13 protein-coding genes are annotated in these 13456 nt (G+C 35.3%); all 13 read right to left on the reverse strand.

What is annotated here, in order from left to right:
- Positions 1–3 precede the first annotated feature (3 nt).
- The 13 genes from fliJ to topA all read right to left on the reverse strand — a co-directional run bounded on the left by fliJ (position 4) and on the right by topA (position 13310).
- Positions 4–450: a flagellar export protein FliJ gene (fliJ, locus tag D2K60_RS09220; RefSeq protein ID WP_117169709.1), complete on the reverse strand. Its 447-nt coding sequence runs from the start codon at positions 448–450 to the stop codon at positions 4–6.
- A complete protein-coding gene (gene fliI / locus D2K60_RS09225; protein WP_117169710.1) occupies positions 447–1763 on the reverse strand; it encodes a flagellar protein export ATPase FliI in 1317 nt (438 codons plus the stop codon). Before fliI ends, fliJ begins: the two co-directional genes overlap by 4 nt.
- Positions 1753–2505: a flagellar assembly protein FliH gene (fliH, locus tag D2K60_RS09230; RefSeq protein ID WP_162880742.1), complete on the reverse strand. Its 753-nt coding sequence runs from the start codon at positions 2503–2505 to the stop codon at positions 1753–1755. Before fliH ends, fliI begins: the two co-directional genes overlap by 11 nt.
- Positions 2498–3508: a flagellar motor switch protein FliG gene (fliG, locus tag D2K60_RS09235; RefSeq protein WP_117169712.1), complete on the reverse strand. Its 1011-nt coding sequence runs from the start codon at positions 3506–3508 to the stop codon at positions 2498–2500. Before fliG ends, fliH begins: the two co-directional genes overlap by 8 nt.
- A gap of 12 nt (positions 3509–3520) precedes the next feature.
- Positions 3521–5131: a flagellar basal-body MS-ring/collar protein FliF gene (fliF, locus tag D2K60_RS09240; RefSeq protein ID WP_117169713.1), complete on the reverse strand. Its 1611-nt coding sequence runs from the start codon at positions 5129–5131 to the stop codon at positions 3521–3523.
- A 36-nt stretch (positions 5132–5167) separates the two neighbouring features.
- Complete coding sequence (gene fliE / locus D2K60_RS09245) at positions 5168–5473, reverse strand: flagellar hook-basal body complex protein FliE (protein WP_117169714.1); 306 nt, start codon at positions 5471–5473, stop codon at positions 5168–5170.
- 22 nt (positions 5474–5495) lie between these two features.
- The gene (flgC, locus tag D2K60_RS09250) at positions 5496–5951 is read right to left on the reverse strand and encodes a flagellar basal body rod protein FlgC (RefSeq protein WP_117169715.1); all 456 of its coding nucleotides are present in this window, start codon (positions 5949–5951) and stop codon (positions 5496–5498) included.
- Positions 5951–6343, reverse strand: coding sequence for a flagellar basal body rod protein FlgB (gene flgB, locus D2K60_RS09255; protein WP_117169716.1), 393 nt, complete (start codon positions 6341–6343; stop codon positions 5951–5953). The genes flgC and flgB overlap by 1 nt, the downstream gene beginning before the upstream one ends.
- Positions 6344–7117: 774 nt before the next feature.
- Complete coding sequence (codY, locus tag D2K60_RS09260; protein ID WP_117169717.1) at positions 7118–7897, reverse strand: GTP-sensing pleiotropic transcriptional regulator CodY; 780 nt, start codon at positions 7895–7897, stop codon at positions 7118–7120.
- A gap of 94 nt (positions 7898–7991) precedes the next feature.
- The gene (hslU, locus tag D2K60_RS09265) at positions 7992–9392 is read right to left on the reverse strand and encodes an HslU--HslV peptidase ATPase subunit (protein WP_117169718.1); all 1401 of its coding nucleotides are present in this window, start codon (positions 9390–9392) and stop codon (positions 7992–7994) included.
- 18 nt (positions 9393–9410) lie between these two features.
- Complete coding sequence (hslV, locus tag D2K60_RS09270) at positions 9411–9956, reverse strand: ATP-dependent protease subunit HslV (RefSeq protein WP_117169719.1); 546 nt, start codon at positions 9954–9956, stop codon at positions 9411–9413.
- A 13-nt stretch (positions 9957–9969) separates the two neighbouring features.
- Complete coding sequence (xerC, locus tag D2K60_RS09275) at positions 9970–10890, reverse strand: tyrosine recombinase XerC (protein ID WP_117170376.1); 921 nt, start codon at positions 10888–10890, stop codon at positions 9970–9972.
- Positions 10891–11231: 341 nt separating this feature from the next.
- Positions 11232–13310, reverse strand: coding sequence for a type I DNA topoisomerase (topA, locus tag D2K60_RS09280; protein ID WP_117169720.1), 2079 nt, complete (start codon positions 13308–13310; stop codon positions 11232–11234).
- Between the last annotated feature and the right edge of the window lie 146 nt (positions 13311–13456).

Here is a 13456-nt window from a genome sequence, read left to right on the forward strand (position 1 = left end):
TAATCACCTATCTTTATTAGCTAAAAACTGTCGCAATGATGTTTCATCCATTTGTTGATTCTCGGTATATATTTCACGTAACTTTTCTTTTTCGTTTTTTTTCTCAATTATTATTTCGAACTTTTTCACTTCAACATGTGATTGTGTTAACAACACTTGTTTTTTTTCCATTATTGCGCGTTTTTTACTTACTTCAAATTCTACTGTTTGTATTTTCTTCTTTATTTCATCGATATAAGCATAATGTGTAGCTAATGTAGTGACTGTACCACTAGATGTAAGATAGAAAGCATATTGTTTTTCGACTTCTTCTTTTTTCTGTAATAACTGATATAACTTTGTCGCAACAGTTTCAAATTCATTCATTGCTTCTTGGTAATTAAGTTGTGCCTCATTTTTCAAGCGCTCTTGATGTGACAATATTTTTTGAAAAGCTTTTATATTTGTCATGCTTTTTTACCTCCATATAAACTGGTTTCAAGTATATTCATTGCATCATCTCTTGAAAACGACTCTTCCATTCCCTGTTTCAGAAAGGAAATAATCTTTGGATGTAACTGAATTGCTTGATCTACTTCTCGGCTTGTCCCTCGTTTATATGCACCAATTTGTATTAATTCATAATTCTCCTCAAATGTTGATAAGATTTTACGAACTTCTTGTGCTATTTTTTGATCTTTTTCTGAAGTTATCTGTGGCATTACACGACTAATAGATTTCAATACATTTAAGGCTGGAAATTGTCCTTGTTCTGCTAGTTTTCTATCTAAGACAAAGTGACCATCTAGTATCCCTCTTGTTGTATCTGCTATTGGGTCGTTTAAATCATCTCCATCTACTAGTACTGTGTAAAACGCTGTAATCGTTCCTTTATCACTTGTTCCTGTTCGCTCCAACAATTTAGGTAAGATGGAAAATACAGAAGGTGGATAACCTTTAGTTGTTGGCGGTTCTCCAGTCGCTAGGCCAACTTCTCGCTGCGCCATTGCAACGCGTGTAACAGAGTCCATCATTAAATTGACATTTAAACCTTGATCACGAAAGTATTCGCTTATTGCCGTTGCTGTGTATGCACCCTTAATCCGCATTAGCGCAGGCTGATCAGATGTCGCAACAACTACAATCGATTTCTTTAGCCCTTCTTCACCAAGGTCTTTTTCAATAAACTCTCGAACTTCTCTACCACGTTCACCTATCATTGCAATAACGTTAATATCCGCATCGCTGTTACGGGCAATCATTCCGAGTAGGGTACTTTTACCAACACCACTCCCTGCAAAAATACCAACACGTTGGCCCTTTCCAACTGTTAACAATGCATCAATTGTTTTGACACCCAGTTGAATAGGTTCTAATATTCTTGGACGAGATAATGGATTTGGCGGTGTTCTCTCAGTTAAATATGACATTAAACCTTTAGGAAGCGCTGAATCATCTAACGGAAGTCCCATTGCATTTACAACTTTTCCAATTAAACCTCGTCCAACTTTTATCGTAAGTGGTTTATCTGTTGCTTCTACAAGACACCCTGGACTAATTTCATTGATGGATGCATAGGGCATTAAAAGGACATTTTCATCATGAAAACCAACCACTTCTGCATAAATTTTCGTTTTTGCAGAAGTGTGAATATAACAAACATTTCCAATACTAACCGCAGGACCTTTTGATTCAATCATAAGTCCCACTACACGTTGAATCTTGCCAAAGCGTTTGTACAAATCCGAACTTTCTATTGATTCTACATACGTATCAAGATTCACGATTAATCCCCTCCGCTATGTCCAACAATGCGTGACGTAAGGTTTCTAATTGACTATCTACACTTGCATCTATTTTTCCAAAAGGTGTTTCGACAATACAATCACCTTCTGATAATGATTCATCTGGGTAAAATATCAGATCTGCTTTCGTATCAATTATTAATCGTAGTTCACTTTCATACTTTTGCAGCGTTTGAAAATCTCTTGGATTTGAAAAAATACGAATGGATGGCTGGTCTAAGACTTCTTTTAGAACTTTTTTTGTGATTTCGACATAAGCATCACTTTCGACTAACTTATGCTGCACAATTTTTGAAGCTGCTGCTATACCTAACCGTAATATTGTTGGTTCCGAACGCGATAAGATTATTTGCGCTTCTTCTTCAGCTAGTTTAATAATCTCCTGCGCTTGATCTAGTAATGCTTGATATTCTTTTAGACTCTCTTCTTTCCCTACTTGAAACCCATCTTGATATCCGATTTGTTTTGCTTCTTCAATCCAACGCTGTTTTTCTTCTTGCCAGTTTTTCTCTTCATTTTTTATTTTCAATTGTGTATCAGTAAATAAATGATCCGTTTGTTCTATTGTTTGCTGCAATTGCTGTTTCGCTTGTTGTAATTGAATTTCTATATTAGCTTTTTTATCTAATAGATTTTCTTCTGTGAAATCTTGTCGTATTTCTAGTGGTTTAATACCAATCACTTTACTTGGTGTGATTTTTCGGCCTAATTGGTTAGACAATAATATCATCTCCTCCACCACGTGCAATAACAATTTCACCGACTTCTTCTAAGCGACGAATTGCTGAAACAATCCTCGATTGGGCCTCTTCTACATCACGTAAACGCACAGGACCCATAAATTCCATTTCTTCTTTGAATGTTTCTGCCATTCGATTCGACATATTACTAAAGACAACTTCTTTGACTTCATCACTTGCTACTTTCAGTGATAGGCGAAGATCATCATTTTCAACTTCACGTATGATACGTTGAATTGCACGATTATCTAATGTAACAATATCTTCAAACACGAACATTCGTTTCTTGATTTCTTCTGCTAACTCTGGATCTTGAATTTCTAATGCATCTAGTATTGTGCGTTCTGTACTTCTATCCACACCATTTAATACTTCAACCACTGCTTGAATTCCACCTGTTTGGGTGTAATCTTGTGTTACTGTGGCAGACAATTTTCGTTCCAATACTTGTTCTACTTCATAAATTATCTCAGGTGATGTTGAATCCATTATTGCGATTCGTTTTGCAATATCAGCCTGCATTTCTTGCGGTAATTCTGACAAAATTTGACCTGCTTGTTCTTTTTCTAAATAGGACAAGATTAAAGCAATTGTTTGCGGATGTTCAGTTTGGATAAAATTTAAGATTTGACCTGGATCTGCTTTTCTCGCAAAATCAAATGGTTTAACTTGTAAGGATGAAGTTAAACGACTAATAATATTACCCGCTTCATCTGCTCCTAACGCTTTTTCCAAAACGGTCTTTGCATAATTTATACCACCCTGTGCGATATAATCTTGTGCCAAAGCAATTTGATGGAATTGGTCTAACACATCTTCTTTTTGATCGGCTTCTACTTTTTTTACAGAAGAAATTTCTAACGTTAGTTTCTCTATTTCTTCTTCTGTTAAATGTTTGTATAGCTGTGCCGAAACATCTGGCCCTAGCGAGATTAATAGAATCGCAGCTTTTTGTTTACCTGATAATTTTTGTTTCCTTGCCATGAATTCTTCCCCCTAATCCTCAGATATCCAGCTGCGTAATAACTTAGCGAATTCTTCTGGTTTATCATTCGCCATTTTTTCAAGCTGTTTTCTTCTGATTGATGATTCGGTATCTGCTGCTGTTTCCATATCAGGAACTTCAAATGTCTCTTGTGACACTACTTCTTCACTATATTCAACTTCTTCTGGTTCTCTTCGTTTTCTTACTAGCATAATGATAAGGCCGACTACTAGAAGAAGTAATATCCCTCCTACTATATAAACCCATGTTGGGATTCCACCTACATTAGGTGTATCTGCCGTTTGGATGCCACTGAATTCTTGAAACACAATTGATGTTTTATCTTCTGGATTAATTTCCCCATATGTTCCATCAATAGACGTAGAAATGATTGAATCTAGTATCGATGCGATACTTTCTTCTACATTAGCTTGTTCTTGTGCTGTTAAAAGCTCTAATTCACCATTTGCATCAAGTGTTTCTTTTGTATTATCTACTGCAATTTGAATGCCTAAATCTCTAATTTTATAAGGACTCTCTGTAATTTCACGTTGGATTCGATTAAATTCATAATTAATTGACTCTTGAACATTTTCGTATTCACCATTGTCAGCGCCATCTTCAGCAACATAGTTAGCCACATCATCTTCGCCTACACCCACATCACCGGCTGCTGCTGCACCATTTCCAGTGTATGTCTCTGTAATCGTTTCAACACTAACCGGTAAACCTTCAACTTCTTCACCGTCTACTTCTACTGGTTCAACTAGTTCTTCTATTCGATTCTCTTGAGTGAAGTCAATATCAGCAGTAACAGATGCTACTACTTTATCTGCACCGACCATTGTCCCAAGCATTTGTTGCACACGACGCTGAATGTCTCGTTCTATATCTTTTTTGATTGTCTGTTGTGTGCTATATGCATTACCACTTGCTACATTTGTAGAACTATTTTGATCGTAATAATTAAAGTTTTGATCCATTATGACGATATTATCTGTAGTAAGGTTTGGTACTGTCTTAGAAACTAGCAGATAAAGTGAATCAATTTGACTTTCCTCAAATTGATAACCAGGTGTTGTTGTCAGAACAATTGATGCCGAAGCTTCCTGCACTGCATCACTTACAAAAACCTGATCCTCTGGTATATTAAGCATGACTGTAGCATTTTCAATACCTGAAATACCCGTCATTAAATTAGCTAATTCTGTCTGCAATGCATCTAGTTTCATTACATTAAATTCACCATCTGTCATTCCCCAAGAAGTATTTTCACTAAAGAAGGAATAATCAATGTTACCGCTGCTAGGTATTCCTTGTGCAGCAAGATCGACAAGCAATGTATCTGCCTCTTCTTTCGGTACGTTAATTACTGTCCCAGCACCTTCTACTTCATATTTCACGCCTCTGGTATCTAATTCTGCTTTTATCTGCCCTACTTCTTGGACAGATAAATTACTATACAATGGAACCATTGTAGTCCTTGTTGCAAAGAAGCTGCCACCAACTACAATTAGCAAAAATAAAAGAATTAATGATATCCCAAATCCTTTTTGTTTCGTTGATTTACTTTGCCAAAACTCTATGATTTTATTTTTATATGTTATTAAGCTCTGTTTCATTTTCTGCCTCCATACAACAAGTCAACCAATTGTTTCTTATATTTGCATTCGCATAATTTCATTGTAAGCATCGAGCGCCTTACTACGGACTTCTACAGCTGCGTTTAATGTGACACTGGCTTTTTGTGCTGTAATCATTACGTCATGTAAATCATCTATTTCACCATTTGCAAGTGCCTCTGTTTTTATATCAGATTCAATTTGAGATGCGTTTAATTGTTCAATCGCGGATTTGAGTTGATTTGAGAATTGATTTTGTGCTTTACCAACAGAAAGGTTAGAAGCTGTGGTTTCCTGATTTATTAAGGTAGGTGTTTGTAATGCTTGGATATTTATTGCCATTTAGTTAATCCCCTCTCCATAATTACTTTCCAATTTCCAACGCTTTCATTAACATACTTTTCGTTGCATTAATAGACGTTACATTTGCTTCATACGATCGTGTTGCGCTCATTAAGTCGACCATTTCTTCTAATGGATCCACATTTGGCATAGAAACATAACCATCTTCTCCAGCATCTGGATGGGTTGGATTGTAAACTTCAATAAACGGTTCATCATCTTCGGAAATTTCATCAACACGCACACCAGATCCGGTTCCTTGTTTTAAATTTGACGCACGATTTAAATAGGAAGAAAAACTAGCATCTTTTGCTTCAAACGAAACCGTTTTTCTTCTATATGCCTCATATTCTCCATCTTCATTGATTGTTGCTCTAGTCGTATCCGCATTCGCAATATTAGAGGAGATCGTATCCATTCTTAACCGTTGTGCAGTTAACGCACTGCCACTTGTATTAATTGAATTAAATATACTCATTATGCCCCTCCTCGAATTACAGTTTGTAAACTATTAAGTTTACCATTCATACGGTCAACTAAAGCTTGATAGTAAATTTGATTGTTTGCTAGTTCTGTCATTTCTTTATCGATATCGACATTGTTACCGTTGTGATTGTATTGGGTACTATTATTCGAAACAATACGAGATGAACTTTCACTGCTACCAAATGTCAGATGATCTTCGTGAGTTCTTTTCGCCTGAAACCCACTACTAATCTCTTGGTTAAGTACATCTTTGAATACAACGTCCTTAGCCTTGTAATTAGGCGTATCAACATTCGCGATATTGTTTGCAATTGTTTGATTTTTAGTTGTTGCATAATCTAAGCCATTTTGTAAACTTGAAATCGTACCACTGAAAAGTGACATACAAGTTAGACCTCCTAAAAAATAAATAAACCGTCGAAAAAAGTTCTTCACTATCGAATAGTGTAATTTAAATATGACTTACTGTCTACGTTGTTTTTGTAGATTCTGACTTTAGATGCTAACCTTCGTTACAGAATAGAGACTAAAGAACCATTTTTATATGTAACGTGTAAATTTTTTATCGTTTTATGTCGAAAACATGCAATTATGCTTTTATTATTGCACATTCAAAGGGAAATAGGAACAACAAATTTGGTCAAATTTCAACAAATATGCTCTAAACTGTACTAAATCATAATTTATTTTAATAAAAGATGCCTTTATTCCGGCACTTATTTTATTTAATAATTTTAAACTAGGTATTTAGTTTCATCTTTTGTTTATTTTATTAAATTAACCGTCATACCAAAAAAATACGTACTAATCGTTGACTGTTTTAAGTTTGGAGTATAGTTTATTGCTTAAAACAACCTACTTTTTAAAAGGTTTTTGTTTATCCAAAAACACAGACGTAACGTGCTTGATTACGTGAGCAAATGGTTTCGATCGAATGAGTAATTGCGATGCAGTCAAAAAGGGATTAGCTTTCCGTGTGCAAAACCATTTACATTCTTTACTCATATAGATCGTAATCATTTGTTTAAATATGACCAATAGGAAAGCGATCTTTACTTATCCGAGTTAGCTGAAGCCGTGCCTGCAGAAGTTGTCCTAATAATATAAAAAAAAAGCTAAAAAAGTAGCATTCTGAATTTATCAGAATGCTACTTTTATTTAGTTTGATCTAATTTTTTGTAGTTCTACTAAAAACTTGTTATTAAGAACTTTAATGTACGTTCCCTTCATTCCTAATGAACGAGATTCAATAACGCCAGCACTTTCTAGTTTGCGTAATGCGTTAACAATTACAGATCTAGTAATTCCTACTCGATCAGCAATCTTACTCGCTACTAGCAAACCTTCCGTACCATCTAATTCTTCAAAAATATGTTCAATCGCTTCTAATTCACTATATGATAATGAGCTAATTGCCATTTGCACAACAGCTTTACTACGTGCCTCTGTCTCAATTTCTTCTGTTTTTTCATGTAAAATTTCCATACCGACAACTGTAGCACCATATTCAGCAAGTAGTAAGTCATCGTCATTAAAACTATTGGTTAAACGACTTAATATTAATGTTCCAAGTCTATCTCCACCACCAATAATAGGAACAATTGTTGTTAGACCACTTTTAAATAATTCACGATTTTCAACTGGGAATGCTGTATATGAGCTGTCAATATCAATATTTGAAGTCGTTTCATTAATATTAAACAAACTATCAGTATATTCCTGAGGGAACTGTCTTTCCTCTAACATTGATTTCATTCGTTCATTTTCAATTTGTTGATTAATTGCAAAACCTAATAACTTTCCTCTTCTACTAACAACAAAAATATTTGCCGTGATAATGTCACGCAATGCCCCAGCCATGTCATTAAAGTTTACTGATTTACTTGTTGTTTTTTGCAAAATAGAATTGATTTTTCTTGCTCTTTCTAATAGTTCCATGATGTTCCTCCACTCTGATTTTAGGTATCCTGTTATATGAATTGTAAGATAAGTGAAAATCGCATCCATTTAGAAGAATGACTTATTTTCAACTTTATAAAATATATTGACTTAGATCTTTGTTTTTAGCAATGGAGCTTAGCTTATCGTTAACATAACTTTCGGTAATCTCAATTGTTGGCATTGTTACATCAGCTGCTTCATATGATAATTCTTCTAATAGCTTCTCTAGAATAGTATGCAGTCTTCTCGCACCAATGTTATCAGTTTCTTGATTTACTTGAAATGCTACTTCTGCCAAGCGAGTAATCGCATCATCTGTAAATAGTACCTCTATACCTTCTGTTTTCAATAAAGCTTGATATTGTTTTAACAGTGCATTAGAGGGTTCAACTAAAATTCGTTTGAAATCCTCTATCGACAGTTTTTCTAATTCAACGCGAATCGGAAAACGGCCTTGCAACTCAGGTATTAAATCAGACGGTTTAGCCATATGAAAAGCACCTGCAGCAATAAATAAAATATGATCGGTTTTGACTGCCCCATATTTTGTTACCACAGTTGAACCTTCGATAATTGGTAGGATATCACGTTGTACACCTTCACGAGATACATTTGCTTGGTTTTCATTTTTAGCAGCAACTTTATCAATCTCATCAATAAAAATAATACCTGATTGCTCTACTTTATCCGTTGCGATCTGTGTTACTTCATCCATATCAATTAATTTATTCGCTTCTTGTTGGGTTAAAATCTTTCGTGCATCTTTAACAGCCAATTTTCTTTTTTTCTTTTTCTTCGGCATTAGTTGACCGAAAGCATCTTGCATATTCATTCCCATTTGTTCCATACCCGAACCTTGCATCATATCAAACATAGAAGGTGTTTGTTCATCTACTTCAACTGAAACAATAACATCTTCTAGTTCTCCCAACTGCAACTGACGGGCAATTCGCTCGCGTTTCGTTTCAACTTCTTGGTCTTTCTCATTCACTTCATCTGTTTGTTCTTCTTGTGTGTCTTGGCCTTGGAAAAGCATTTCAAACGGATTCTTAAAATTATTTTGTTGTTTTTTTACAGCAGGGACAAGTAATTTAATTAAGCGTTGTGTAGCCAACTCTTTCGCCTTATCTTGTACTTGTTCCATTTTTTCTTCTTTGACCATTCGAATCGACATTTCAACAAGATCACGTACCATTGACTCGACATCACGTCCTACATAACCAACTTCAGTGAACTTTGTTGCCTCAACTTTCACAAAAGGAGCACCTACTAATTTAGCCAATCTTCTAGCAATTTCCGTTTTACCAACGCCAGTAGGACCAATCATTATAATGTTTTTCGGAACAATCTCATCACGAATTTTATCATCTAATTGCATCCTGCGATAACGATTTCTAAGTGCAATAGCAACAGACTTTTTCGCTTGCATTTGACCAATAATGAACTTATCCAGCTCCGCAACTATTTGTTTCGGGGACATATCCATTCCCATATATATAGCCTCCCTACTTTACTCAATAACTTCTAATGTAATTTGATCATTCGTATACACACAAATGTCACCCGCTATTTCTAAAGCTGCCTGTGCAATTTCTTTAGCAGATAATTCTGAACTATGGTATTTCAATGCTCTTCCTGCAGCAAGCGCATAGTTGCCACCGGAACCAATTGCTAAAACGCCATCATCAGGTTCAATCACTTCTCCAGTTCCTGAAACGAGTAATAACGTTTCTTTGTTCATTACAATTAGCATCGCTTCTAGCTTGCGTAAGACTTTATCACTTCGCCATTCTTTCGCTAATTCAACGGAAGACCGTTGAAGGTTACCATTAAACGCTTCCAGTTTTGCTTCAAACTTTTCAAAAAGAGTAAACGCATCTGCTACTGATCCGGCAAAGCCAGCTAAAACTTGCCCCTTAGCTAATTTACGTACTTTACGTGCCTTATGTTTCATTACTACTGCATTTCCCATGGTAACTTGGCCATCACCACTCATCGCACATTCTCCATTATGTTGAATCGCAAAAATAGTTGTCGCATGAAATTCTGAACTCATCTTTCCACCTCTTTCAATTATCTCTATTGATTGCACGAGGGTGACTATCCATATAAATATGGCGCAATCGATCCTTCGTTACGTGTGTATAGATTTGTGTAGACGAAAGATGTTCGTGTCCCAATAATTCTTGCACACTTCTTAGATCAGCACCGGCATTTAACATATGGGTAGCAAATGTGTGCCGAAGTGTGTGTGGATGAAGATTAATCGTTAAGGCAGTGTCCTTCACTATATTAGTGAAAATCAATCGAACACCACGGGTCGTAAGTGGCTTGCCTTTTGCATTCAAAAAAATCATATTCGTTGGAAAAGAATTTGGTTTTTTCAACAAAGATTCTCGTCCATCACTTATATATCGTTTTAAAGCTATTTCCGCAAATGAACCGAATGGTATATAACGTTCCTTGCGCCCTTTACCGATAACTAAAATTGTTTTCAAACTAAAGTCAATTGCATCTTCCGTTAGCGTTGTGCATTCACTTACTCGAATTCCAGTTGCATACATAAGCTCTAACAAGGCCTGATTTCTTTGACCTAATGGAGTCTCTAAATCACAAATAGTAAATAATTTTTCTAGCTCTTCTTGATATAAAAAATCTGGTACCATCTTATCTGCCTTTGGAAGTGATAGATGTAAAAATGGATTAGTTTGAACCTTTTCTTCTCGTTCTAAGAATCGAAAAAAACTGCGTAGACTTGATATTTTTCTGGATACACTGCGTCTGGATAACTGCAGATCATATTGTTTGGTCAAAAATATACGCACTGTTTGATAATCAACTTCAGACAAGAAATGAATCGATTCTTCTGAAAGGAATTTGTAAAATGATTCAATATCTTTTGTATAATATGTTAATGTGTATGGCGATGCATTCTTTTCAATTTGTAGGTATTCTCGAAATTGTTGCAGTAGTATAGTATTTTCATCCATTGCTTCCATAAATTCACCTCATTATAGGCGGTTAAAGCTTAACATATTAAAAGTAAGGTTGCAATTGAAAATTCTGAATTGTTTTATACATATGTACAATTACTTTATGACCTGTCAAGTATTATTACTTACCACCGAAAAATTATAGCTGTTTCCATTCAGGATGTCAATCCATATTTAATACTCTTTTCAATTGAGACGTTCATCCCAATATTATAATTTTCTATTAGTATCATTTATATCCTATTATTATGTAATATATCCTTGTCTAACAACAAAATTACATACATTATCTTAAAAAAAGCAATCTGTGTGATCTCACAGATTGCTTTAAATAATTTCTACTCTTGCGCTTCTTCTTGATAATCACAAGATGTACATTGTATTTGTGTTCCTTTTTTAGCTTTCTTTTCAACCAAAAGATTTTCACATTTTGGACAAGGGCGTGATACTGGTTTATCCCATGAGATAAAATCACATTCTGGATATGTATCACATCCAAAGAAAGTTCTTTTCTTCTTTGATTTTCTCTCTACTACATTACCCGTTTTACATTTAGGGCACGTCACACCAATTTCTTTTAAAATTGGTTTCGTATTACGGCACTCAGGGAAATTGGAGCAAGCTAAAAACTTCCCATATCTGCCCATTTTGTAAACCATTTCGTGTTCACAAAATTCACAGTCAATTCCCGCCGGTTCATCACGTATTTCAACTTTTTCCATTTCAAGTTCGGCTGTCTTTAAGCGTTTATCAAATCCTTGGTAGAAATCATCGATGATTTGCACCCAATTTGTTGTGCCCGCCTCGACTGCATCCAAATCGCCTTCCATTTTAACGGTAAATGCAACGTCAATGATTTCAGGGAAAAATTCTTCAACGAGATCCAGAACAATATAACCAAGTTCTGTTGGCACAAATCGCTTGTTGTCCAATGTAACATAACCACGTCTTTGTACGGTATCAAGCGTAGGTGCATAGGTTGATGGTCTTCCTATACCTTGTTCCTCCATCGTTTTAACTAAGCGCGCTTCCGTGTAGCGTGGAGGTGGCTGTGTAAAGTGTTGGTTTGGTTTAATTTCAGTTGCTTCTACGTGCATACCTTCTTCTAGAGCAGGTAAAAGTTTATCTGCATCAGATATATTATCATCGTTACCTTCTACATATACTTTCATAAACCCTTTAAATTTAACTTTAGAACCAGTAGCCCTAAATTCCACACCATTCTGCACTAAATGTACTGTCATCGTATCCATCACTGCTGGAGCCATTAGGCTAGAAATAAATCGATCCCAAATTAATTTATATAATCTATATTGGTCCCTCGATAGTACACTTTTTAATGAAGCTGGATCACGAGATGCAGCTGTTGGTCGAATTGCTTCGTGTGCATCTTGGGCACCTTCAGCGTTTTTCTTTTGTTTCACATCTCCGATAAACTCAGCTCCGTACTTCTCGATAATAAATTCCTTTCCTTCGTTCTTAGCCGTATCAGATAAACGAGTTGAATCTGTTCTCATGTAAGTGATCAAACCAGTAATTCCACCATCTTTTTTACCTAAATCAATTCCTTCATATAACTGTTGCGCAACCATCATTGTTTTTCGAGCTCTAAAATTCAATTTTCTAGCTGCTTCTTGTTGAATCGATGATGTTATAAATGGTGCTGATGGATTTCGTTTTCTTTCTCGCTTCTTCACTTTGTCTACTAGGAATGATTTATCTTTTAATTCGGTTAAGATTTTATCTACTTCTTCTTTGTTAGGTAATGCGGTCTTTTTACCTTTGATACCATAAAAAGCACCATCAAATATCTCACTATCTTTATCAAATAAACCATCAATTGACCAGTATTCTTCTGGTTCGAATTTTTCTATTTCACGTTCTCTATCAATAATCATTTTCACTGCTACTGATTGAACTCTACCAGCACTGAGTCCTTTCTTTACTTTCTTCCATAAAAGCGGGCTAATATTGTAACCTACTAATCGATCTAGAATTCGACGTGCTTGTTGTGCATCTACTAAATCCATGTTAATACTTCGTGGATGTTTGAATGATTCTTTAATTGCATCTTTCGTTATTTCATTAAATACGACACGACAATCTGATGTTTCATCAATACCTAAGCTATGAGCAAGGTGCCATGCAATTGCTTCCCCTTCTCTGTCAGGGTCAGCTGCTAGATAAACTTTTTTAACTTTTTTGGCTGCTGCTTTTAATTCTTTTAATACAGGACCCTTACCACGAATCGTGATATATCTTGGGGTAAAGTGATCGGTTACATCTACAGCCATTTGACTTTTTGGTAAGTCACGTATATGTCCCATTGATGCTTTCACTTTATATTTTTTACCTAAATATCGTTCAATTGTTTTTGCTTTTGCTGGTGATTCTACTATTACAAGATAATCTGCCATTTCTTTTCCTCCCAAGAGGTTTCATTTCGTCTACTCTTTTTTTCGATTATATTCACACTATACACTAAAATTAATAATTGGTTCATTTTATTAATAAATCTTCACTATTATTAAATACTTCTTATTGATTTGTCAAACATAAGCAA

The organism is Paraliobacillus sediminis, from assembly GCF_003426055.1.

Bases quoted from the DNA above. Each gene is read 5' to 3' on its own strand.
- hslU (WP_117169718.1), bottom strand. From the start codon at position 9,392: ATGGGAATGGATATGTCCCCGAAACAAATAGTTGCGGAGCTGGATAAG.
- flgC (WP_117169715.1), bottom strand. From the start codon at position 5,951: ATGAGTATATTTAATTCAATTAATACAAGTGGCAGTGCGTTAACTGCA.
- fliF (WP_117169713.1), bottom strand. From the start codon at position 5,131: ATGAAACAGAGCTTAATAACATATAAAAATAAAATCATAGAGTTTTGG.
- topA (WP_117169720.1), bottom strand. From the start codon at position 13,310: ATGGCAGATTATCTTGTAATAGTAGAATCACCAGCAAAAGCAAAAACA.
- fliG (WP_117169712.1), bottom strand. From the start codon at position 3,508: ATGGCAAGGAAACAAAAATTATCAGGTAAACAAAAAGCTGCGATTCTA.
- fliE (WP_117169714.1), bottom strand. From the start codon at position 5,473: ATGGCAATAAATATCCAAGCATTACAAACACCTACCTTAATAAATCAG.
- flgB (WP_117169716.1), bottom strand. From the start codon at position 6,343: ATGTCACTTTTCAGTGGTACGATTTCAAGTTTACAAAATGGCTTAGAT.
- fliJ (WP_117169709.1), bottom strand. From the start codon at position 450: ATGACAAATATAAAAGCTTTTCAAAAAATATTGTCACATCAAGAGCGC.
- xerC (WP_117170376.1), bottom strand. From the start codon at position 10,890: ATGGATGAAAATACTATACTACTGCAACAATTTCGAGAATACCTACAA.
- hslV (WP_117169719.1), bottom strand. From the start codon at position 9,956: ATGAGTTCAGAATTTCATGCGACAACTATTTTTGCGATTCAACATAAT.
- codY (WP_117169717.1), bottom strand. From the start codon at position 7,897: ATGGAACTATTAGAAAGAGCAAGAAAAATCAATTCTATTTTGCAAAAA.